The organism is Pseudomonas sp. FP818, assembly GCF_030687335.1.
Taxonomy (GTDB): Bacteria; Pseudomonadota; Gammaproteobacteria; order Pseudomonadales; family Pseudomonadaceae; genus Aquipseudomonas; species Aquipseudomonas shahriarae.
This window is the reverse complement of sequence record NZ_CP117427.1, coordinates 2,287,669-2,306,692: the sequence shown is the minus strand read 5'-3', so window position 1 is coordinate 2,306,692 and position 19,024 is coordinate 2,287,669. Positions and strand designations below refer to the sequence as shown.

Annotated in this window: 21 protein-coding genes and 1 pseudogene; 10 read left to right on the top strand and 12 right to left on the bottom strand. The window is 63.8% G+C overall.

From position 1 onward, the window contains the following. Positions 1–4: 4 nt before the first annotated feature. Positions 5–454, bottom strand: coding sequence for a type II secretion system major pseudopilin GspG (gene gspG / locus PSH80_RS10395; protein ID WP_057438719.1), 450 nt, complete (start codon positions 452–454; stop codon positions 5–7). Positions 455–602: 148 nt separating this feature from the next. On the opposite strand from gspG, the gene gspI reads away from it, so the two are divergent. Next, the gene (gene gspI, locus PSH80_RS10390) at positions 603–995 is read left to right on the top strand and encodes a type II secretion system minor pseudopilin GspI (RefSeq protein WP_057438720.1); all 393 of its coding nucleotides are present in this window, start codon (positions 603–605) and stop codon (positions 993–995) included. Here the strand turns inward: gspI and PSH80_RS10385 are convergent. Next, entirely contained in the window at positions 982–1,413 is a 432-nt protein-coding gene (locus PSH80_RS10385; RefSeq protein ID WP_057438721.1) for a type II secretion system protein N, read from the bottom strand. The genes gspI and PSH80_RS10385 overlap by 14 nt on opposite strands. Before the next feature lie 90 nt (positions 1,414–1,503). On the opposite strand from PSH80_RS10385, the gene gspH reads away from it, so the two are divergent. Both gspH and PSH80_RS10375 read left to right on the top strand, forming a co-directional pair. Further along, the gene (gene gspH / locus PSH80_RS10380; protein WP_057438722.1) at positions 1,504–1,965 is read left to right on the top strand and encodes a type II secretion system minor pseudopilin GspH; all 462 of its coding nucleotides are present in this window, start codon (positions 1,504–1,506) and stop codon (positions 1,963–1,965) included. Then, the gene (locus PSH80_RS10375) at positions 1,962–2,570 is read left to right on the top strand and encodes a type II secretion system protein GspJ (RefSeq protein WP_057438723.1); all 609 of its coding nucleotides are present in this window, start codon (positions 1,962–1,964) and stop codon (positions 2,568–2,570) included. Before gspH ends, PSH80_RS10375 begins: the two co-directional genes overlap by 4 nt. 31 nt (positions 2,571–2,601) lie before the next feature. On the opposite strand, the gene PSH80_RS10370 is transcribed toward PSH80_RS10375, so the two are convergent. Genes PSH80_RS10370 through PSH80_RS10360 form a run of 3 tightly spaced genes read right to left on the bottom strand, consistent with a single transcriptional unit; the run spans position 2,602 to position 4,739 of the window. Then, positions 2,602–3,522 (bottom strand): DUF4880 domain-containing protein, encoded by a 921-nt coding sequence (locus PSH80_RS10370; RefSeq protein ID WP_169990618.1) that lies wholly within the window; start codon positions 3,520–3,522, stop codon positions 2,602–2,604. A gap of 36 nt (positions 3,523–3,558) precedes the next feature. After that, the gene (locus tag PSH80_RS10365) at positions 3,559–4,104 is read right to left on the bottom strand and encodes an RNA polymerase sigma factor (RefSeq protein ID WP_057438724.1); all 546 of its coding nucleotides are present in this window, start codon (positions 4,102–4,104) and stop codon (positions 3,559–3,561) included. Next, complete coding sequence (locus PSH80_RS10360; protein ID WP_057438740.1) at positions 4,101–4,739, bottom strand: secretin and TonB N-terminal domain-containing protein; 639 nt, start codon at positions 4,737–4,739, stop codon at positions 4,101–4,103. Before PSH80_RS10360 ends, PSH80_RS10365 begins: the two co-directional genes overlap by 4 nt. Positions 4,740–4,972: 233 nt before the next feature. Between PSH80_RS10360 and PSH80_RS10355 the strand changes: the two genes are divergently transcribed. After that, positions 4,973–5,260: a hypothetical protein gene (locus tag PSH80_RS10355; RefSeq protein ID WP_115127973.1), complete on the top strand. Its 288-nt coding sequence runs from the start codon at positions 4,973–4,975 to the stop codon at positions 5,258–5,260. Positions 5,261–5,272: 12 nt separating this feature from the next. Here PSH80_RS10355 and PSH80_RS10350 read toward each other — a convergent pair whose 3' ends face one another. Next, positions 5,273–5,791, bottom strand: a complete 519-nt coding sequence (locus PSH80_RS10350; protein WP_305420102.1) for a cysteine hydrolase family protein — start codon at positions 5,789–5,791, stop codon at positions 5,273–5,275. 348 nt (positions 5,792–6,139) lie between these two features. Between PSH80_RS10350 and PSH80_RS10345 the strand changes: the two genes are divergently transcribed. From PSH80_RS10345 to PSH80_RS10320, 6 genes and pseudogenes are all read left to right on the top strand, one after another. Beyond that, positions 6,140–6,859 carry a response regulator transcription factor gene (locus PSH80_RS10345; RefSeq protein ID WP_057959131.1) on the top strand — a complete coding sequence of 240 codons (720 nt, stop codon included), beginning with the start codon at positions 6,140–6,142 and terminating at the stop codon, positions 6,857–6,859. Further along, positions 6,856–8,196, top strand: a complete 1,341-nt coding sequence (locus PSH80_RS10340) for a sensor histidine kinase (RefSeq protein ID WP_057959130.1) — start codon at positions 6,856–6,858, stop codon at positions 8,194–8,196. The genes PSH80_RS10345 and PSH80_RS10340 overlap by 4 nt, the downstream gene beginning before the upstream one ends. A gap of 212 nt (positions 8,197–8,408) precedes the next feature. After that, positions 8,409–8,696: a DUF3649 domain-containing protein gene (locus PSH80_RS10335; RefSeq protein ID WP_057445152.1), complete on the top strand. Its 288-nt coding sequence runs from the start codon at positions 8,409–8,411 to the stop codon at positions 8,694–8,696. After that, positions 8,693–10,231 carry a PepSY domain-containing protein gene (locus tag PSH80_RS10330; protein ID WP_305420099.1) on the top strand — a complete coding sequence of 513 codons (1,539 nt, stop codon included), beginning with the start codon at positions 8,693–8,695 and terminating at the stop codon, positions 10,229–10,231. Before PSH80_RS10335 ends, PSH80_RS10330 begins: the two co-directional genes overlap by 4 nt. 1 nt (position 10,232) lies before the next feature. Then, complete coding sequence (locus PSH80_RS10325; RefSeq protein WP_057438728.1) at positions 10,233–10,502, top strand: DUF3325 domain-containing protein; 270 nt, start codon at positions 10,233–10,235, stop codon at positions 10,500–10,502. A gap of 717 nt (positions 10,503–11,219) precedes the next feature. Then, positions 11,220–12,180: pseudogene (locus tag PSH80_RS10320) on the top strand (IS110 family transposase). A 418-nt stretch (positions 12,181–12,598) separates the two neighbouring features. Here PSH80_RS10320 and PSH80_RS10315 read toward each other — a convergent pair. The 6 genes from PSH80_RS10315 to PSH80_RS10290 form a co-directional block, all read right to left on the bottom strand. Then, entirely contained in the window at positions 12,599–13,666 is a 1,068-nt protein-coding gene (locus PSH80_RS10315) for an NAD(P)-dependent alcohol dehydrogenase (protein ID WP_057439040.1), read from the bottom strand. 213 nt (positions 13,667–13,879) lie between these two features. Beyond that, a complete protein-coding gene (locus tag PSH80_RS10310; protein WP_057439041.1) occupies positions 13,880–14,386 on the bottom strand; it encodes a GNAT family N-acetyltransferase in 507 nt (168 codons plus the stop codon). Positions 14,387–14,445: 59 nt separating this feature from the next. Further along, positions 14,446–15,456 carry a PLP-dependent cysteine synthase family protein gene (locus PSH80_RS10305; protein ID WP_057439042.1) on the bottom strand — a complete coding sequence of 337 codons (1,011 nt, stop codon included), beginning with the start codon at positions 15,454–15,456 and terminating at the stop codon, positions 14,446–14,448. A 37-nt stretch (positions 15,457–15,493) separates the two neighbouring features. Beyond that, the gene (gene hisC, locus PSH80_RS10300; protein ID WP_115127968.1) at positions 15,494–16,615 is read right to left on the bottom strand and encodes a histidinol-phosphate transaminase; all 1,122 of its coding nucleotides are present in this window, start codon (positions 16,613–16,615) and stop codon (positions 15,494–15,496) included. A 14-nt stretch (positions 16,616–16,629) separates the two neighbouring features. Next, complete coding sequence (locus PSH80_RS10295) at positions 16,630–18,021, bottom strand: MATE family efflux transporter (protein WP_305420094.1); 1,392 nt, start codon at positions 18,019–18,021, stop codon at positions 16,630–16,632. After that, positions 18,009–19,013, bottom strand: a complete 1,005-nt coding sequence (locus PSH80_RS10290; RefSeq protein WP_198792323.1) for a hypothetical protein — start codon at positions 19,011–19,013, stop codon at positions 18,009–18,011. The genes PSH80_RS10295 and PSH80_RS10290 overlap by 13 nt, the downstream gene beginning before the upstream one ends. Positions 19,014–19,024 lie beyond the last annotated feature (11 nt).

The following is a 19,024-nucleotide window of genomic DNA, read 5'->3' as shown; positions in this document are numbered from 1 at the left end:
CGCCTTACAACTGCCAGGAGCCGATATCGGCATTCACGCCCTCACCGTCCGGTTGGCCGTCGGCGCCCAGGGAGAACACATCGACTTCACCGTTGGCGCCAGGGTTGAGGTACTGATACGGGCGGCCCCAGGGGTCGTTGGGCAAGCGTTCGAGGTAGGCGCGCCAATTGCTGTTCTTCCCATCGGCCGGGCGCTCGACCAGGACCTTGAGACCCTGGGTCAGGTTCGGATAGCTGCCGTGGTCCAGGCGGTAGAGTTTCAGCGCCTGCATCAGGCCACCGATGTCTTGCCGGGCAGCCGTGGCCCGCGCCTGGTCGGGGCGGTCGAGCACCTTGGGCACCACCATGGCGGCGAGGATCCCGAGAATGACCACCACCACCATGATCTCGATCAGGGTAAAGCCACGCTGGCCACGAGCGCCTCGCGGGGTGGATGTGAAGTGCGCGATATCCATCTCGACATTCCTTGGCTTGAGTGCTTTTCGTCGCGCAGTGTTGCAAGACAACATGTCAGGCGTATTGAAAATCCTCGGGAGCTTTGGTCGCCAATCGGTCAAGTGCAGGGGCTAGTCTGCGGGCCTGTTTCCCGGCATTGAGCAAGCCATGCGCGCCCGCAATAGGAACCAAGGTTTCACCCTGATCGAGGTGCTGGTGGCCCTGGCGATTATCGCCGTGGCCATGGCGGCGGCTGTGCGGGTGGCGGGGTTGATGACCCAGAGCAATGGCCTGTTGCGCGACAAATCCATCGCCATGCTGGCGGCCCAGAGTCGCCTGGCGCAACTGCGTCTGGAGGGCCGCGCCAGCCCCGGGCGCAAGACGTACGAGTGCGACCAGGGCCGCTTGAAACTGCGCTGTGAACAGGTGGTGGCAGGCGCTGGCGACCTCTGGAGAGTCAGCGTGCAAGTGCTGGACGCCACACTCGAGGCGCCGCCCCTGGCGCGCCTTGAGACCCTGGTGGCCCGCGCGCCGGCGTTAAAGCAGGTTACGGCCGAGTGAGCCGGGGCAAGGCCGGGGCATCGGGCAACTTGTCGAGGTTGACCCGGACCTTTTCAGCGCCGCGCTCGATCACCACCCCGTCGCCCTCGATGGCCGCCAGGCGCACGCCGGGACTGAGGCGTTCACCCGCTAGAAAGCTGCGCGGCGGCCCGTCGTTGAGGCTGAGAATCGCCACCGCGCCCTGGGCGCCGGCCAGCACCCCGGAGACCTTGATCTGCAGGGCCGCCGGCATGTCGGCAAACCATTGCAGCGCCGGGTTATCACTGCGCGCCGCCAATGCCTGGGGGGCAAGCGCCGGGGTATGGGACTCGGCAGACGTCAGCAACAACGGTGTCCATGTAGCGACCCCGGCCAGCGTCGCCAGCACGGCCAGGGCCTGGATGCCGTGGGCGGCAGATACGCGATGGATGAATGCCATGGGCGGGACCTCCTGTTTGTCCGTGCAGACAGCTTACAGGGCAATTCTCACGGTTTTATTTCAGTGGCAGATCCCGTTGAGGGCACACCCATGACGAATCGCCGGCAACAGGGGTTCACCTTGATCGAGTTGATGGTGGTGCTGGTGATCATCGGCATTGCCAGCGCGGCCATCAGCCTGAGCATCAAGCCCGACCCCTTGCACCGCTTGCGCAAGGACGCCGAGCGCCTGAGCCAGGTGCTGCAGATCGCCCAGGCCGAAGCCCGAGCCGATGGCCGCACGATCACTTGGCGCGCCGATGCCAAGGGCTACCGTTTGAGCCGCCGCCGCGACGATGGCCGGGGGCTGGAGGACTTCAAGGATGACCCACAACTGCGCCCACGGGCCTGGGATACCACGCCGATGCTGGTGCGGATCGAACCCCGGCAGACCCTGGTGCTGAATGCCGAATGGATCAATCCGCCGCTGCAGGTGTGGCTCTCGGACGGGCAACACGGCCTCAGCCTGCAACGTGATGCAGCCGGCACCTTGCGCGTGGTGAGCCAGCCATGAACCGCGAGCAGCAAGGCTTTACCCTGATCGAAGTGATGGTGGCGATCATGCTGATGGCGGTGGTCAGCCTGATTGCCTGGCGCGGCCTGGACAGCGTAACCCGCGCCGACGCCCACTTGCAGGCCAGCACCGAACAGACCCAGGGCCTGCTGCGCGCCCTGAACCAGCTGCAACTGGACGTCAGCCTGCGCGCCGGGGTGGAACTGGCTGCGCCACCCACCGAGGACCAGCCTCCCGCCGCCGACGCCTTGCCGGCGGTGACCGTGCGCAGCTCCGACAGCCAGGGCTTTCGTCTGGAGCTGATCCGCAGCGCGCCAACCCCCGGCGACGGCCTGCAACGGGTGCGGTGGTGGCTCAAGGGCGACACCTTGTACCGCGCTGCCGCACCGGCGCGGGATCGCTACCCGCTGCCGGCGCCCAAGGAGGCGGTGGCGGTGTTGAGCCAGGTCAGCGACCTGCAAGTGCGGGTGTGGGACAACGAGAAAGGCTGGCGGCAGTTGAGCGGCAATCGCCAGGACAATCCATTGGGGATGGAAATCACCCTGGTGCGCCAGACGCCCCAGGGGGTGGAGCGCTATCGCCAAGTGCTGGGGCCGTTGGACTGAACCTGTGGCGAGCGGGCCCCCGTCTCCAGGGCTAGCTGAGCAACACCACCCCGCCCGGCAGTTCCGTGCATTTGGCCCCATAGGCATCGCGGATCAGCAACGCCACGCCCGGCAGTTGTTCGAGACTGAAGCGCGCCTGCACCCGGCGCTTGCCCAGTTCGCGGTTGAGCAATACCAACATCCCTGGGCGGTAGCGGTTGATCTCGTCGATCACCGTATCCAGTGTGGCGTTATTAAATACCAGCACCTGTTCCCGCCAGGCGATCACGGCTTCGGTGTCCACCGTCACCACGGGGCCCAGCCCGGCCGCGTCATAGGTCAACTGGCGCCCGCTGTCCAGGCGCACGCTGCGCCCCTGCACTTCAACCGCCAGCCAGCCTTCAATGCAGGTCACGCACACACTGTGGTCGGTGTTGCGCACATTGAAGCGCGCCTGGCTCGCGCTCAGCCAGCCCGCCCCTGCCTGTACGGTCAGCGGCTGTGCCACCTGCACCTCGACCTCGCCTTCAAGCAATTCGATGCCCTGCTCGCGCCGGCTGATGCGGGTCTGGGTGTTGAGCTCCAGGCTGATGCCCTCGCGCAAGTCCACCCGCCGCTGCTCGCCCACTGCGGTGTGGTAGTCGGCGCTCAAGCCGGCAAAACCACCGGGCACGCTGATGTGCACCATCACCAGGGCCGCCGAGGCCGCAAGCGCCCCGCCGAGGAACGCCCGCCGGCCAAAGTGCCGGGGGGCCTGGGCCTCGGTCAGCGCCGGGGTCAATTGTTGCCACAGTCGCTTGGCCTGTTCGAAGGCCTGGGCATGCTCGGGGCTCTGGGCGCACCACTGGCGCAGGGCCTTGGCATCGGCCACGGTTGCCTGGCCCGAGGTCAGGAGGACCAGCCAGTCGCGCGCTTCACCGTGCAATCGGCTGTCGGGCGTGTCCCGGGCAGTGGGAAAGCTAAAAATATTCAAGCGCGCAGGTACTCACGGATTATCAGGGACTCAACACTAAGACGGTTTTCCGGCGCCGGGACCGAACCGCTGGATGACTTTTCTTTCCAGACGCTGGGCGCAATGCCCCAGGGCGGCCTTGATTTCCTTCTCGACCATGCGTGTGGAAATGCCGAAACGCTGGGAGATTTCCAGGTGTGGCGCTTCCTCCAGGCGCGCGGCGATAAGGATCTTGCGGCGCCGGGCAGGCAGTTCGTAGAGGGCTTTGAGCAGGGACTGGATTTCTTTCTGGCCACCCACCACCCGCGAGGGGTCCAGGGCTTCATCGCTGATATTGAGCAACTCCTCGACTTCGCTGCCGGTCAGCAGGCGGGCATCGGCCTGGCGCCGGTCGGCCGCAATGTTCAGGGCCATGCGGTACAGATAGGCATTGGGTTGTTGCAGGTTCGCCGGCATGTCCATGCGGTCGACCCGCAGGTAGGTTTCATGCAGGACGTCATTGGCCAGATCCTCCGACCCCAGGCGCTTGCGCAAACGCACCTTGAAGTCCTCGTAGGAGGCCAGGAACAACCTGACCATTGGCGTGTGCCCGGTATCCTTCATGCCCCGGAAGCTCCTTGCCGTGCTGTGCATTCCATGCGTTTTCCTGTGGTATCGGGCATTAAAAGCAGGGTCAACGGCAACCGCATCGAGCTGGGTGCCGGGCGCTCTATCCAGGTGCTGCCGAGGCTGCGCACCAGCGCTTCATCACGCAGTACATCGCCGGTGGAGCTGACCAGGCGGCTGTGTTCAATCAATCCGTCACGGTTGACCCAGACCTGCACCAGCGCCCGAAAACTGCCGGGGCGGGTCAAGGGTGAACGGCACAGGCTGGCTTCGACGGCCTGCTGCACGGCGCTGGCATAACTGCGGTTGAGCCGTGCGGCGTTACGTGGCGACACCCCGCGACTGGCCAGCGGCTGGCTGACTTCAGGCACCTGCAGGGTGAATGCATCACTGCGTGCGTAACGCGCCATCAGGCCACTCCCTGTCAGTAACAGGCCCAGGGCCTGCTGGGCGCTGTAGTGCCCGTGCACACCCATCGAACGTCGTCCATCGCTCAACTCGCGGTCCACCAGCACAGCCATCCCGGTGGCCCGGCTGAAAGCTTCCAGGGCGGGCGCCAGGTCTTGCGCAGGCAGATCCAGGCGCAACAACGGCGGCTCACCCGCCTGCACCCTGGGCAGTGGCAGCCACATCCAGGCCAACAGCAAGACCAGGCAGCAGTGCGTGCGCCTCCAAGCCCACCGTTCGACCCCTGCTCTGCCTTGTTGCACGGCTGCCGTGTCCTGGGAAAAGCGTCATCCTGAGGCCAATTTATGAACCTGATGTTACGGTGATGGCAAAAAAAACATCACGGTTTCGCCAGCGCCACCGGGCTAGACTGGCAGGCACTAGCGGCCCACTCCCCAGGGCCTGCCAGGAGGCTCTGATGAAGCGGTTGCTGATGCTGTTGTTATGCGCGGGCCTGGCGTCGACCGTGCACGCCGAAGAAACGCCGGGCGGTTGTGTCGAGGCCAGGGTGGATGGGTACAAAGCGCCTGACTATGGATGCCTGAGCCAGCAGATGGGCGCTAAGGCAGCGCAGAAAAACCGCGAGGCGCGGGAAAAACCGGTGCACCAGCGGCCGCCGAACCAGATGGGCTTGTCGACGCCGGCGGCGACCAGTGTGCGGATGGGCAATACGTTCGGTACGGGGGTTAAGCCGCAGCGGCCGTGATCTGGGGGCCTGCTAGAAGCGCCACTCCTCGGCCCTAACCAGTTGGCAGAACGGCCCATCCAGCGTGGCATTGTGATGAGCGACGATATGCTCGGCTTTCATCACGGGAGTGTCCGAACAGGTATGGCCATCGGCGATAAGTACCGCATCGAAGCCAAGGTCACGGGCAGCACGGCAGGTGCTGTCGACGCAGTATTGCGTTTTCATCCCGGTGACCACTACACCGCTAGCGCCGCATGCGCGCAACTGGTCAGCCAGGTCGGTCGACTCAAAGACGTTGGGCCGGCGCTTTTCGAACACCTTTTCGCCACCGAGCAACTTCAGTTGCGGTACCACCTTCGTCAGCGGGCTGCCGGGTTCGATGGGCGAGCCCACGGGCCCGATATGGCGCGCCAGAAAAATCGGCGCACCGGCGTGGCGGGCCTTATCCATCAGGCTATTGAGTGTTTCCAACAACGCTTCGCAGCGCCATGGTTTTTCCGGGCCGTGAACTAGCCCGACTTGCATATCGAGAATCAACAGGGCGTACATGGGTGCATCTCCTTGCGTTTGAGCCAGCGACACAAGGACAAGAAAAAAGGCCCTGTCCATCGCTGGCGGGCCTTTGAAGTTCGTCTGCTATTGGCTCACGAAACCTCGCACGCTCCGCTTGCAGCGGTCGTGGTGGTGGTCGTCGAGGTGAGGCAATAGGCAGTCATGCGTCGACACTAGCAATACCGCAAAGCCCTGACAAGCCAGGATCTTGAAGCGCCCCCCGAGCTGCAAACGTGTTCAGTGCTTAAACCGAAAATGCGGCAATAAAGCGCAATGGATAGGAATATGGCGGGACTTTTGCCAGAATGCGCAACTTAGAAACATTCGCATTCGCAGGAAACTTCCATGCACGCCCCCCACCCGCTCCCCGCTGCGCGCCGCATCCTTGCCGTCGAGGATGACCCGTTGCTCGCCGCCCACTTGCACAGCCACCTGGGCCAGCGTGGCTTCGAGGTCACGTTGCGCCAGGATGGTGGAGGGATTGTCGAGCTGGCGCGCACCCAGGATTTCGACCTGATCCTGATGGACATCATGCTGCCCGGCAGCAGCGGCCTGGAGGTGCTCGCGCAACTGCGGCGGCATCAACGGGTACCGGTGATCCTGATGTCGGCCCTCGGTGCCGAGCAGGACCGCATCACCGGTTTCAGCCAGGGCGCCGACGATTACCTGCCCAAGCCGTTCAGCATGTTGGAGATGGATGTGCGCATCGACGCGATCCTGCGCCGGGTGGCCTATGAACATGAGGTGCCTGGCACGGCGCGCAATGAAGATCCGCAACTGACGTTCGACGAACAGCGCACGGATGTGCACCTGGATGAACAGTGGGCCGACCTGACCACCACCGAATACCGCGTCCTGGAAACCCTGGTGGCCCATGCCGACGAGGTGCTGACCAAGGCATTCCTGTATCAGCAGGTCATGCACCGCGCCTATTCGCGGCATGATCGCAGCCTGGACATGCATGTCAGCCGTATCCGCCGCAAGTTGCAGGCCATCGGCTACACCGCCGGGCGCGTGGAAACGGTCAGGAGCACGGGCTATATGCTGACCCGGCTGGAGCCATGAGGCTGCCCAACCGCCACTCGCTGTTGTGGAAATTGATCGGCTTGCTGGCGGTGTTGTGCCTGCTGGTGGTCAGCCTGCAAGTGGATTTGAGCCAGCGCCTGCGGGAAGCCACCGCCCGGTTGCCCGCCCCTACCCGGCAACTCCTAACCGATTACGCCCGCCAAGCCGAAACGGCCTGGCAAGCCCACGGCGCGGCGGGGGTCGATGAGTTCCTGAAGACGTTGCGGGCCCGCGAGCAGGTGTGGGCAGTGGTGGTGGACGAGCACCATTCGCTGTCTTCCCAGGCATTGACCACGATCGAACGCCGCAAGCTGGATTTCGTGCGCCGCATCGACTGGCCGGTGGGCCGCCCCGGGGGCCGGCCAACGTTCTACATCCCGTTCAGCGACGGGGCTTCGCGCCTGGTGATGGAACTGCCCCTGCACCTGGACCCGCGCAAGGACAATGGCCGCTGGTCCATCCTGCTGCAACAGGGACTGCCGACGGGCCTGGCCCTGCTGTTTGGCGTGCTGTTGTACCGGGTGCTGATTTCGCCGCTGGTGATCCTGCGGCGCCAGGCCAATGCCCTGAGCGCCGGCGACCTGGCGGCGCGGGTCGGGCCCCAGGTGACGCACCGCCGTGACGAACTCGGTGAATTGGCCCGGGCCTTCGACCATATGGCCGAGCGCCTGGAAAATACCGTGGTCCTGCAACGGCGCCTGCTGCGGGACTTGTCCCACGAACTGCGCACGCCCTTGAGCCGGCTGCGGGTGGCCGGGGAGCGCGAGCCCGATCCAAATGCCCTGCGCCAGCGCCTGGAGCGCGAAGTGCAAGGCATGGAACGCTTGATCGGCAGTACCCTGGAGCTGGTCTGGCTGGATACCGAACGCCCGGCGATGCCCGTGGAAGCGGTCGAGATGGAACCGTTGTGGGACTTGCTGCGCGAAGACGCCTGCTTTGAAAGCGGCTGGCCGCGGGAGCGCCTGCCCTGCGAACTGCCCGCCGACTGTTGGGTGCTGGGCAACCTCAATGGCCTGGCCCAGGCCCTGGAAAATATCCTGCGCAATGCCATCCGCCATTCCCCCGAACACGGTGTGGTGCGCTTGACCGGAGCATTGGAGGGCGATTTCTGGCACTTGTGCATCCAGGACCAGGGCCCAGGGATCGAGCCGGACAAGCTGGAGCAGATCTTCCTGCCCTTCACCCGCCTCAACGCCGCCCGCCCCGGCGGTGACGGCTATGGCCTGGGGTTGTCGATTGCGCGCAGCATCGTGCAGTTGCAAGGCGGCCAGTTGTGGGCACAGAACACCACGCCCGGGCTGTGCCTGCACCTGCGGCTCAAAGTGTATAAGTTGTAAATTGCGTTTACTCCCATATGAGAATCACTAGCATTCGAGCCATACGTTTCTTGTGACCCACTCGGTCTATGTGGGAGCTGGCTTGCCTGCGATGCAGACGCCTCGGTCTAGCAGGTCATTCCGAGGAGATGCCATCGCAGGCAAGCCAGCTCCCACACAAACCTGCCCCCCAGGGCAATGGTGTTGCCTGGCCTGATGCTGATGAGCCCTCCATGAAAAGCAAATCCCCTGCCTGGCCGACCCTCTCGCGGGTAGTCGCCGCGCTGATCGGCGGTTACCTGTTTACCTATGCGTTTACCGCCGCCCTGGCGCGCCTGTTGCCCATGGACAAGGTGGATGCCCTGGTGGTCGCCAGCCTGCCGTCCTTCTTGATCTACACCCTGGCGATCCTCTGGGCCTTTGCCTGTCGCAACGCCTGGCGTGCGTGGGCCGGGATGGCCCTGGCGCTGCCCCTGGCTGCCGTCGGTTTCTGGCCACACTGGCGCGAGGTGCTGGGATGAAACGCAAGACCCTGACCCAGGCCATGGCCTGGCTGCATACCTGGAGCGGGCTGGTGTTCGGCTGGCTGCTGTTTGCAATCTTCCTGACCGGCACCCTGGCGGTGTTCGACAAGGAAATCGACGGCTGGATGCGCCCGGAAATCCCCACCGCGACCCTGTCGCAAAGCGCCGCCGCGCAGCAGGCCCTCGACTACCTGGCGCGCCAGCACCCCGAGGCGAAGACCTGGAACATCGGCCTGCCCGGCGAACGCTCCGACACCCTGACGGTATCGGCCGGCGAACAACGACGTGGCGGCGGCACCGCGCTCGACCCACACACCGGCGAGCCCTTGGCCGTGCGCGAAACTGCCGGGGGCGGGTTTTTCTTCCGCTTCCACTTTACCCTCAACCTGCCGCGCGACCTGGGGATCTGGACGGTCGGCCTGGCCGCCATGGCGATGCTGGTCGCGTTGGTCAGCGGGATCGTGATCCACAAGAAATTCTTCAAGGAGTTCTTCACCTTCCGCCCCGCCAAGGGCCAGCGCTCATGGCTGGATGCGCACAACGCGACAGCGGTGCTGGTGCTGCCCTTTCACCTGATGATCACCTATACCGGGCTGGTGATCTTCTATTTGATCTACATGCCGGCGGCGGTGGACGCGCTGTTTGACGGTGACCGCGACAACCTCTTCCGCGCCCTGCGTGGCGCGCCCGCCGAACAACAAGTGCGCGGCGAACGCCCCAAACACAGCGAAGCAGCCGAGCTGACGGCACTGGAACCGCTGCTGGCCGAGGCCGAGCGGGCCATGGGGCCGGTGTCCAGCTTGTCGATCCACAACCCCGGCCGCAGCGACGCACGCATCGAGGTACGGCCGGTACTGGGCAACCGCATCGAGCTGACCAAGGGCCAGAGCATGCTGTTTGACGGGGTCAGCGGTGCCGTCCTGCGCCAGCCTGCGGTCAGTCGGCCCAGCCTGTTGACCCAGAAGGTCATGGCCGGCCTGCACTTTGCGCAGTTCGGCGGCTACTCCATGCGCTGGTTGTACTTTGTCTGCGGCCTGGCCAGTTGCGCAATGCTGGCAACCGGCGTGGTGCTGTTTACCGTCAAACGCCGCCGGCGCCACGATGGCGAAGGCGCTCTAGGCGCCCTGCTCTACCACATCGCCGAACGCCTGAATGTGGCGGTGGTGGCCGGGCTGACGGTGGCGTGCGTGGCCTTGTTGTGGGCCAACCGCTTGCTCCCAGTGGAACTGGCCCAGCGCGGTGGCTGGGAAGTGCGGGTGTTTTTCCTGGTGTGGCTGTTGAGCCTGGGCCATGCGATTGTCCGCCCCTGGCGCAGTGCCTGGCGCGAGCAACTGGGCCTGGCGGCAGTGCTGTGTATCGGCCTGCCGGCCCTGAATCTGCTGGGGGAAAGCCTGGGTGATTACGTCTACCTGGAATTGACCAGCGTCGCCCTCGGCCTGCTGCTGGCCTGGCCGTGCTGGAAGCTGTACCAGGCGCCCAAGGAACGCAGCACCCGGCGCGTGGCCAAGCACGCTGTGGCAGAGGTCAATTGAGATGGCGTTGATAGTCGCGTTGTTGCTGGCCTGCGCAGGGATGGCGGGGTTATGCCTGGGCTTGGAGCGCCATTACAAACAACTTATGCAGCGCCTGCCCTCGCCGGTGCTACGACGTGGCCTGCGAGTGCTGGGCTGGGGGATGCTGGCGGCGAGTTTTGCCGTCAGCGTACTGGGGTGGGGCTGGGCCATGGGGCCGGTGGCGTGGTTCGGCTTGATTTCGCTGGCTGGGCTTGGCGTGGTGTTTCTGTTGCCCTACACCACCCGCTGATGGGCCAAAAAACCTTGTAGGGGCTGGTTTACCGGCGATTGCGCCGGGTTATCCGATACATGCGGCGACTGATACACCGCCATCGCAGCATAGGTATCTACACAACTCTTTTCTGGGGTTTTGTACATATCCGTTGCTGCGGTTACGGCCACTTAGGGTTCCGCCCTTACGGCGGCTCACTTTGGAGAAGCGCCAAAGTAAGCAGAACGCTCTTGCCCCACCACTCGGTGCCTCGCCTAGGCTCGGCATGCCCGCAGTCAGGCATTGCTCCGTGGGCCCGCCGCGATCGGCCATCCATGGCCGTGTCGCGGCTACCCCGGCATCCATGCCGGGGTGCCCACTGCGCAATACCTGCCTGCGGCCAGCGTGGTTTAACGGGGCGCCTCAGATCAAAAGCAGAGCAACAGCAGAGCCAGAGCGCGAAGCTGCATTCCCTGTGGGAGCTGGCTTGCCTGCGATGGCGGTGTATCAGTCGATAAATGTATTGGCTGATGCACCGCCATCGCAGGCAAGCCAGCTTGTATGGTTAGACTTGTAGGGGTGGTGGGACTAAAAGCCAGCATCTGACTCTAGCCAGTACAGACCGTGGGAGACTTCGTCCCACCCCTTCACCAAAGCGCCGATAAGGAATGCATCGGCCATGACCGACGATAGAAGCAAGCCAGCGCAACGGTGAAGCCCCGACAAGCCCGTAAACCCTAACCCGGAGCTTTTCTCATGGCAATGACTGTCTCGCAATCAATCATTGGAGTGGATGTCGCTAAAGCCGAAGTAGTTGTTTATCAAAGTGAAACTGCTGAAACAAAGATCGTATCGAACAAGAAAAGCGAGCTGAAGGCATGGCTGAAGTCTTTGCCTGCGGGCAGCGCCATCGCAATTGAAGCCACCAATATCTATCACGTGGATACCGTCAACTTGGCTCATTCGATGGGCCATATCGTTTACGTGATTGATGGATATCGCCTTAGCCATTACCGCAAAGGCACAGGTGGTCGCGCTAAAACAGACTTCAGTGATGCGCAGTTGCTGGCTCGCTACTTGAAGAATGAACAGGCTGATTTACGCGCCTGGAATCGCCGCCGAAGATTTATCCAAGCTTCAAAGCTTGCTGCGTCGACGCGCAGCGCTGGTGAAAATGCGTGTTGCACTGAATCAGAGCTGGGCGGGCGAGCCATCACTCAAGGCCTCGTCCAAGAGCATTTCAGCGTGTCTTGATAGGCATGAGGGGCTCATTGAGAAAAGGATATTAGATGCTGTTACTGAGGCGGGGCTTTTGCATCAGGTCAAGCGCTGCCAAGCCGTCGAGGGCATTGGGTTTCTGACAGCAGTTGCCCTGGTAATGGCGTTTCAGCGAGGAGAATTTGAAAGTGCTGACGCTTACATCGCGTTCTTGGGAATGGACTTGAGAGTATCCGATTCTGGGCAAATGAGCGGACGCCGCTCATTGAGCAAGAAGGGAGATTCAGAGATACGCAGATTGCTGCATAACGCGGCGTCAGCAGGTATCAGGTCAGAAGCCTGGAAACCTTTATACGAGGGTTATCTGGCCAGGGGCCTGAAAACGACTCAAGCCCTGGTCATCATTGGCCGCAAGCTGGCGCGCATCGCCTTTTCGCTCATGAAAAACCTGAGCGAATACCAGTCAAAAGCGGTTTGGGGGGCTTCCCCAAAACCATAGAATCTCCCACAGGTATATGCGCACGCTTCGACGATCAGGTCGGCTGTCAGGCCGCCTCGCTTTGCTTTTGATCTGAGGCGCCCCGTTAAACCACGCTGGCCGTCATCCGATTTTGATTTGGGGGGTAACCCGGCAGGACGCCGGGTTAGCCGCGCTGGGCCATGGATGGCCCATCGCGGCGGCCCCCAAATCAATGTCGGATGACGGGCACACCGAGCCTAGGCGAGGTGCCGAGTGGTGGGGCAAGAGCGCTTTGCTTACTTTCGCGCTCTTCGAAAGTGACCCGCCGTAAGGGCGGAACCAATAGCCGCCATAACCGCAACAACGGATATGTACACAACCCCAACAACCCAAAAAGAGCGCTGCGTAAAGACTCATGACCATCACAAACAACCCAGCGCCCACCGCCAGATTAAGGTCAGGCCGCCTGGATCTCGCGCTTGAGGCTGTCCATGTCGATCACAAAACGGTACTTCACATCGCCCTTGAGCATGCGCTCGTAGGATTCGTTGATGCCCTGGATATCAATCATCTCGATCTCCGAGACGATCCCGTGCCGGGCGCAGAAGTCCAGCATGTCCTGGGTCTCCTGGATGCCACCAATCAATGACCCCGCCAGGCTGCGGCGTTTGAAGATCAGGTTGAACACCGAAGGCGACGGGTGCGGGCTGTCTGGCGCGCCCACCAGGGTCATGGTGCCGTCGCGCTTGAGCAGGTTGAGGAACGCGTCCAGGTCATGGGGCGCGGCCACGGTGTTGAGGATGAAATCCAGGCTATTGGCGACCTTGGCCATTTCGTCCGGGTTCTTCGACACCACCACCTCGTCAGCCCCCAGGCGCAGGCCGTCTTCGCGTTTGTTCGGCGAGGTGGTGAACAACACCACATGGGCGCCCATGGCATGGGCGATTTTCACCGCCATATGGCCCAGGCCGCCGAGGCCGACCACGCCGACCTTCTGTCCAGGGCCGACCTTCCAATGGTGCAGCGGCGAGTAGGTGGTGATCCCGGCACACAGCAGCGGCGCCACGGCCGCCAATTGCGCCTCATCGTGGGAAATGCGCAGGACGAACTTCTCCTTGACCACGATATTGTCGGAATAGCCGCCAAAGGTGTTTTCACCGCCAAACACCGGGCCGTTGTAAGTGCCGGTAAAGCCGTTCTCGCAGTACTGCTCCTCGCCCTCGGCGCAGGATGCGCAGTGCTGGCAGCTGTCGACCATGCAGCCGACGCCGGCCAGGTCACCGACCTTGAAGCGGCTGACATTGGCCCCCACCGCCGTCACCCGGCCGACGATTTCATGGCCCGGCACCGATGGGTAGAGGGTGTTGTTCCACTCATTGCGCGCCGTGTGCAGGTCGGAGTGGCACACTCCGCAGTAGAGGATGTCGATTTGAACATCGTCGGCCCCGGGGGCGCGGCGCTCGAAGGTAAAGGGTTTGAGGGCGTCCTTGGCGTCACGGGCGGCGTAGCTGTAAGTCTTGGCCATTGCGGTCACCTCTTTGCGTCGACATTGAAGGTCAGTTGACCAGCATAGCCGCCCAACCGTTCAACCCACGTAAATCAGCGGTAATTCAAACAAACACATACCCTCTGTGGGAGCGGGCTTGCCCGCGATAGCGGTGGGTCAGTACCGAACACATCCACTGATACACCGCTATCGCGGGCAAGCCCGCTCCCACACGAGTCCGCACGGACTGCGTCAGTGAACAACCGCCCGGGTCACCAAAAAGCTCAGCAACTGCGGCTCATCATCCAGCTCGATGGCCTGCACCGGGCGCGGCAGGTTGTCCAATACGCTGCGCCAGAACGCCTGGGACGCCTCGTCCTGGTCATAGAACCGCACCAGCCAGTCCGTCTCGCCGCTGGTCAACACCTGGGTGGCCAGGGCGCGGCCTATGCCCTTGCGCCGATAGCGTTTCAAGATAAACAGGTCAGCCAGTTCCAGGGCATTGATCCCCGGCAGCTCGCTGCGCTCGATCAACAGGAAACCGGCGATGTAACCGTCCACCAGCAGCAGATTGGCGCTCCATTGCGGCTCTTGCCAGTAGCGCGCCAGGTGTTCCTCGTGGATATAGAAACGGCCGTCCTGCTCGACGTCTTCCTGCTCCCAATCGGAGGATTCATAGGCATAAAACTGGTAGAGGTTGCAGATCAGTTCGGCCTGTTCAGGGCCGGTCTGGATCAGTTCGACAGTGGTGTCACTCATGGCGGGGCTCACGCAGGCGGGGCGCCACAGTAGCGAAGGCCGGCGCCCCAGGCAAGCCGCTAGGCTTGCTGTTTGACCTGGGGCAGCGCGCTCAACCATTGCTCAAGCTCACGATGAACCTGGGGCGCCAGCAGTTGCCGATCCGCCATCCATTGGTCGTTGAACACCGTGTCGAGGTATTTTTCGCCGCCATCGCACACCAGTGCCACGATCACGCTGTGGGCCGGGGCATGCCAGGCCTCGCGCAGGGCCTGGTAGATCACCCCGCCGGCCGAGCCGCCGAGCAGCAGACCGTAATGCCGCGCCAGGTAGCGCGCGGTTTCGAAGGCCTGGGCGTCGCTGACAGTCAGGCCTTTGTCGATCAACGCGTAGTCGACCACGGCGCCGATTTCTGCGCCCTCCGGGGTGCCGGTGCCGGACTGATGATACGGCGCACCGGGGCCGCCAAAGATCACCGAGCCGCAGGGTTCGACGCCGATCACCTGCAGGCCATGGGCATGGCGTTTCAAGGCACGCGCAGTGCCGCACAACGAGCCGCCGGTGCCCACGGCGCCCACCAGGTAGTGGATTTCATCGCCCAGCACTGCGCGCAATTCCGCTGCCAGCTGCGTGTAGCCATTGGCATTGGCCGGGTTGTGGTGCTGGCGGGTCCAGTAGGCGCCCTGCTCCGTGGCAATACGCTCGGCGGTAGCATCGCGGTCGGCGGTGGACAGCCCGCCACCGGGGTCGCCGACCCGCACCAACTGCGCACCAAAGGCTTGCATCGCCCGCAGTTTGTCGGGGCTGGCGTGTTCGTCGACCACGGCAGTGAAGCGGTAGCCGCGCTCGGCGGCCAGCAGCGCCAGGCCCAATCCGGTGTTGCCCGAGGTCGACTCGACAATCCGCCCACCCGGCTTGAGCTGCCCCGAGGCCTGCGCCTCGTCGAGCATCTGCCGGGCCATACGGATCTTGGCGGTGCCGGTGGGGTTGAATTGTTCCAGCTTGAGCAGCACGCAGCTGCCGTTTTCAGTGACGCACAATTTGAGCAGCGGTGTATCGCCGATCAGTTCGGACAGGCAAGTCTTGATCATGACAACCTCTGGGCAGTATGAAAAACCGGCGCGGCGCTTACCCGGCCAGGGTCGCGACGGCGCGTTGCAGGCTGGCGAGAAACGCCTGGTTTTGCTGGGCCAGGCCCAGGGACACGCGGATAAAACTGGTGTATCCCGGCTCGCGCCAGGCCTTGACGATGATCCCGTCCTTGAGCAATTCGTCGACCACCTCCAGGGCGTTGCAGGCGGTGTCGATGAACAGGAAATTGGCCTGGGACGGTGCCACGCGAAAACCCGCGGCCTGCAACCCCTGGGTCAGGCGTTGGCGCTCGATGGCGACGAACTCGCGGCTGCGAATCACGTGTTGCGGGTCCAGCCAGGCGGCCTTGGCGGCCTCCTGGGCCGGTTGATTGACGTTGTACGGCGTGCGCACCCGGTGCAGCGCATCAATCAGGCTGTGGTGCGAAGCGATGCCATAGCCGATCCGCAGCCCCGCCAGCCCATACGCTTTGGAGAACGTGCGCAGGATGATCCACGGCCGCGACTGCGCGTCGAGGATCGCCAGGGCGTCAGCCGCGTCCTCGACGAATTCGAAATACGCCTCGTCGATCACCAACAAGGTGTCGGGGTGAGCGGCGGCGACCAGCGCCGTCAGTTCAGCGCTGGACAGCGCCGTGCCCACCGGATTGCAGGGGGTGCTCAGCATCAACAGCTTCGCCGGTTGCTCGAGGGCCGTGGCCCAGGCCTGCAGGTTAACGCTGAAATCCGGGTTGAGCGGCACCTTGTCCACCGTCGCGCCCATCATCAATGGCAGGCTTTCATGCAGGCTGAAACAGGGCTGCTGGGTCACCACCCGGTCCTCGGGATCGAGCAGCGCCAGGCACAACAGTTCGAGGATATTTTCCGAGCCGTTGCCGAGGATGACCCGCGCAGGATCCACATCCAACTGGCCGCCGATCAGCTGCCGCAGGGCCCGGCCACTGGGGTCGGGGTAGCGTTCCAGCCCTGCCCCGCCATGATGCGCCAGCATCGCTGCAGCAGCCGGCGACATGCCCAGCGGGTTTTCGCAGTTGGACAGCTTGATCACCGTCGGCGTACCGAGCTGATGTGGATCGGCGCCCGGGTCGTACAGGGGCAAACGTCGCACGCTGGGGCGCACCAACGCCTCGACGCGGTATGCAGGGTCGTCTTGATGCATGGAACACCTCCTTGTTATGACAGTGCGACGGCGCCCGCGCGGTCCAGCGCCTTGAGTTGCCGTTCAAACGAGACAATCAGCAGCAACGCGGTAGCCGCCAGGCCTATCGCCAATCCGGCCCACACGCCGAAGATCCCGTAAGGACTGACGATGCCCAGCAGCCAGGCAGCGGGCAGCCCCACCAGCCAGTAGCCGAACAGGGAAATGCGCAGCGGTCCCGCCGTATCGCCGATGCCGCGCAGGATGCCGTTGCCGATGTTCTGGCTGGCGTCGAACACCTGCAGGACGATGGCAATCAACAAACCGGTGGTGGCCAGGCGCACCGCATCCAGGTTGTTGGCGTGCTCGGTGCTGATAAACAGGCCGATGACCTGTTCGGGTAGCAACGCGTAAGGAATGGCGAACAGCAACATGACCAGCACCCCAAGGCCCAGGCCCAGGCGCCCCAGTTGACGCGCGCGCTGATACTGCCCGGTGCCGCAGGCCTCACTGATGTGGATCGAGGCGGCATGGGAGATGCCCGCAGAGAACATGAACACGATGTAGATGATCTGGTTAAGCACGGTCTGCGCCGCCAGCGCCTCCATGCCCAGGGTGCCGATCAGCAGGGTCAGTACGCTGAAGAACCCGGCCTCGCTGGCATAGGTCCCGGCAATCGGCAGCCCGAGCTTCCACACGGCCTTGATCGCCGCCGGCGAAAAGCGCAAGTGCGCCAGTTTGAAGTAACCGGCCAGGCGCCGATGGGTCAGTACCACCGCGAAGAACATCAGGAACGACAGCAGGAACACCACGGCGCTGGTGATTGCCACCCCCGCCAGCCCGTAGGCCGGGACGCCGAACTTGCCGAACACCAGCACGTAGTTGAGCGCCGCCGTGAGGAAGATCGACACCAGGGTGATCGCCAGCAACGGCCCGGGGAATTTCAGGCCCACGGTAAAGTGGCGCAGCGCCTGGAACCACAGGCAAGGCAGCAGGCCAGGAGCAATGATCATCAGGAAGTCCATGGCATTGGCCACCACGCTGGCATCCTGGCCCAGCCAGGTCAGCGGCTGGCGCAACCCCAGCAACACGCCCATAAACACCAGGCCGCTGACGGTCGCCCAGAACAGCCCCGCCACCAGCAACGCCCGCACCTGGGCTTCATCGCCCCGGGCATTGGCCTGGGCCACCAGGTTGCTGACGCCGGTGACCAGCCCGGTGCCGGTGGTGCGAAACTGGTTGAACAGCGCGATGGCCAGGCCACCGGCTGCCAGCTCCTTGGCACCCAGCATGCCGAGCACCACGATGTCGATGGTGGTCAGGGCCACATAGGCCAGGTTGGTCAGGATCAGGGGTAGCGCCAGCAACAGCAGAGCCCGGCTGTCGGCGCGCCAGGCGCCGGGTTGTGCGGCAGTCAGGCCGACCATAGTTGGACCCTCTGCCCACGGTTCTGCGTCAGGGCGCGGTCGGCCATCAAGCGCCCGAGGGCGACATCGGTCACCACCATGCCGCTGTTGTAGGCGAACACCACATCGTCGGGATGGCGGCGTGCGGGTGCCAGGCCCAGAAGGATGTCCGGCAGCTCGGCGTCCACCGCGGGCAGGCTGCCGTCGGCGGCCGCCAGGTCGGCGCTGGTGACTTGCATCTGCGCGGTGTCGGTAGCAATGCGGTAGTCGGCGCCATGCAATACGTCGGCGTCAATCCCATAACCCACCAGCACCGCCACGGCGCCGGGCTTGAGCCAGGCCCGCTGCACTTGCTGGCGCGCCGAAAGCCCGGCGACGCCAAGGATGATATCGGCCTCGCCAGCCGCCGCCGGCAGGTCATCGACCACCACCACATCGCGCAGCGGGTAGTGTTTGTGCAGGGTGTCTTGCACCGCGCGCAGGCCTTCGGCGTAGTGCCCGTAGACATACAAACGCTCCAGGTCCGGCATGGCCGCGAGCAACATGGGCAACGCCACCTGCCCCTGCACGCCGGTACCGACGACCAGGGCACTGCGGGCATTCGGGCAGGCGGCCCTGGCCATCAACGCCGAGGTGGCCGAGGTGCGCAACGGGCCGAGCTTGACCACGTCCATCAAGGCAATCGGGCGGCCGGTGCGGTCATCACACAGAAAGATAAACGAGTGGAACTGATAGGCATCGCGGGTGCGCTGCGGGTCATGCTCGTACACCACCTTGAAGCCCACGGTGTGGCTGGCGCCATCCCGGCCAACCATCGAGTAGCTGATGGAATGGCGGTCCATCGGTTCGACAATGGTCTTGAGCGGGTTCTGCGAGTCGCCATTGCGCAAGGCCTTGTACGCCTGCTCGACTACCTGCAGCACTTCACGGTAACTCACCCCCAGGTCTTCGAGCGCCGCCTGGGGCAGCACCCATAGGTCGGCGGGGGCAGCGGGTTTATTCAAACTGTTCACTCGAGGCTCCT

Bases quoted from the DNA above. Each gene is read 5' to 3' on its own strand.
- PSH80_RS10355 (WP_115127973.1), top strand. From the start codon at position 4,973: ATGAAGCGGTTGCTGATGCTGTTGTTATGCGCGGGCCTGGCGTCGACC.
- PSH80_RS10330 (WP_305420099.1), top strand. From the start codon at position 8,693: ATGAAACGCAAGACCCTGACCCAGGCCATGGCCTGGCTGCATACCTGG.
- gspG (WP_057438719.1), bottom strand. From the start codon at position 454: ATGGATATCGCGCACTTCACATCCACCCCGCGAGGCGCTCGTGGCCAG.
- PSH80_RS10335 (WP_057445152.1), top strand. From the start codon at position 8,409: ATGAAAAGCAAATCCCCTGCCTGGCCGACCCTCTCGCGGGTAGTCGCC.
- PSH80_RS10340 (WP_057959130.1), top strand. From the start codon at position 6,856: ATGAGGCTGCCCAACCGCCACTCGCTGTTGTGGAAATTGATCGGCTTG.
- PSH80_RS10350 (WP_305420102.1), bottom strand. From the start codon at position 5,791: ATGTACGCCCTGTTGATTCTCGATATGCAAGTCGGGCTAGTTCACGGC.
- PSH80_RS10365 (WP_057438724.1), bottom strand. From the start codon at position 4,104: ATGAAGGATACCGGGCACACGCCAATGGTCAGGTTGTTCCTGGCCTCC.
- PSH80_RS10305 (WP_057439042.1), bottom strand. From the start codon at position 15,456: ATGATCAAGACTTGCCTGTCCGAACTGATCGGCGATACACCGCTGCTC.
- hisC (WP_115127968.1), bottom strand. From the start codon at position 16,615: ATGCATCAAGACGACCCTGCATACCGCGTCGAGGCGTTGGTGCGCCCC.
- PSH80_RS10325 (WP_057438728.1), top strand. From the start codon at position 10,233: ATGGCGTTGATAGTCGCGTTGTTGCTGGCCTGCGCAGGGATGGCGGGG.
- gspH (WP_057438722.1), top strand. From the start codon at position 1,504: ATGACGAATCGCCGGCAACAGGGGTTCACCTTGATCGAGTTGATGGTG.
- PSH80_RS10345 (WP_057959131.1), top strand. From the start codon at position 6,140: ATGCACGCCCCCCACCCGCTCCCCGCTGCGCGCCGCATCCTTGCCGTC.
- PSH80_RS10315 (WP_057439040.1), bottom strand. From the start codon at position 13,666: ATGGCCAAGACTTACAGCTACGCCGCCCGTGACGCCAAGGACGCCCTC.
- PSH80_RS10295 (WP_305420094.1), bottom strand. From the start codon at position 18,021: ATGGTCGGCCTGACTGCCGCACAACCCGGCGCCTGGCGCGCCGACAGC.
- PSH80_RS10385 (WP_057438721.1), bottom strand. From the start codon at position 1,413: ATGGCATTCATCCATCGCGTATCTGCCGCCCACGGCATCCAGGCCCTG.
- PSH80_RS10375 (WP_057438723.1), top strand. From the start codon at position 1,962: ATGAACCGCGAGCAGCAAGGCTTTACCCTGATCGAAGTGATGGTGGCG.
- gspI (WP_057438720.1), top strand. From the start codon at position 603: ATGCGCGCCCGCAATAGGAACCAAGGTTTCACCCTGATCGAGGTGCTG.
- PSH80_RS10360 (WP_057438740.1), bottom strand. From the start codon at position 4,739: ATGTGGCTGCCACTGCCCAGGGTGCAGGCGGGTGAGCCGCCGTTGTTG.
- PSH80_RS10310 (WP_057439041.1), bottom strand. From the start codon at position 14,386: ATGAGTGACACCACTGTCGAACTGATCCAGACCGGCCCTGAACAGGCC.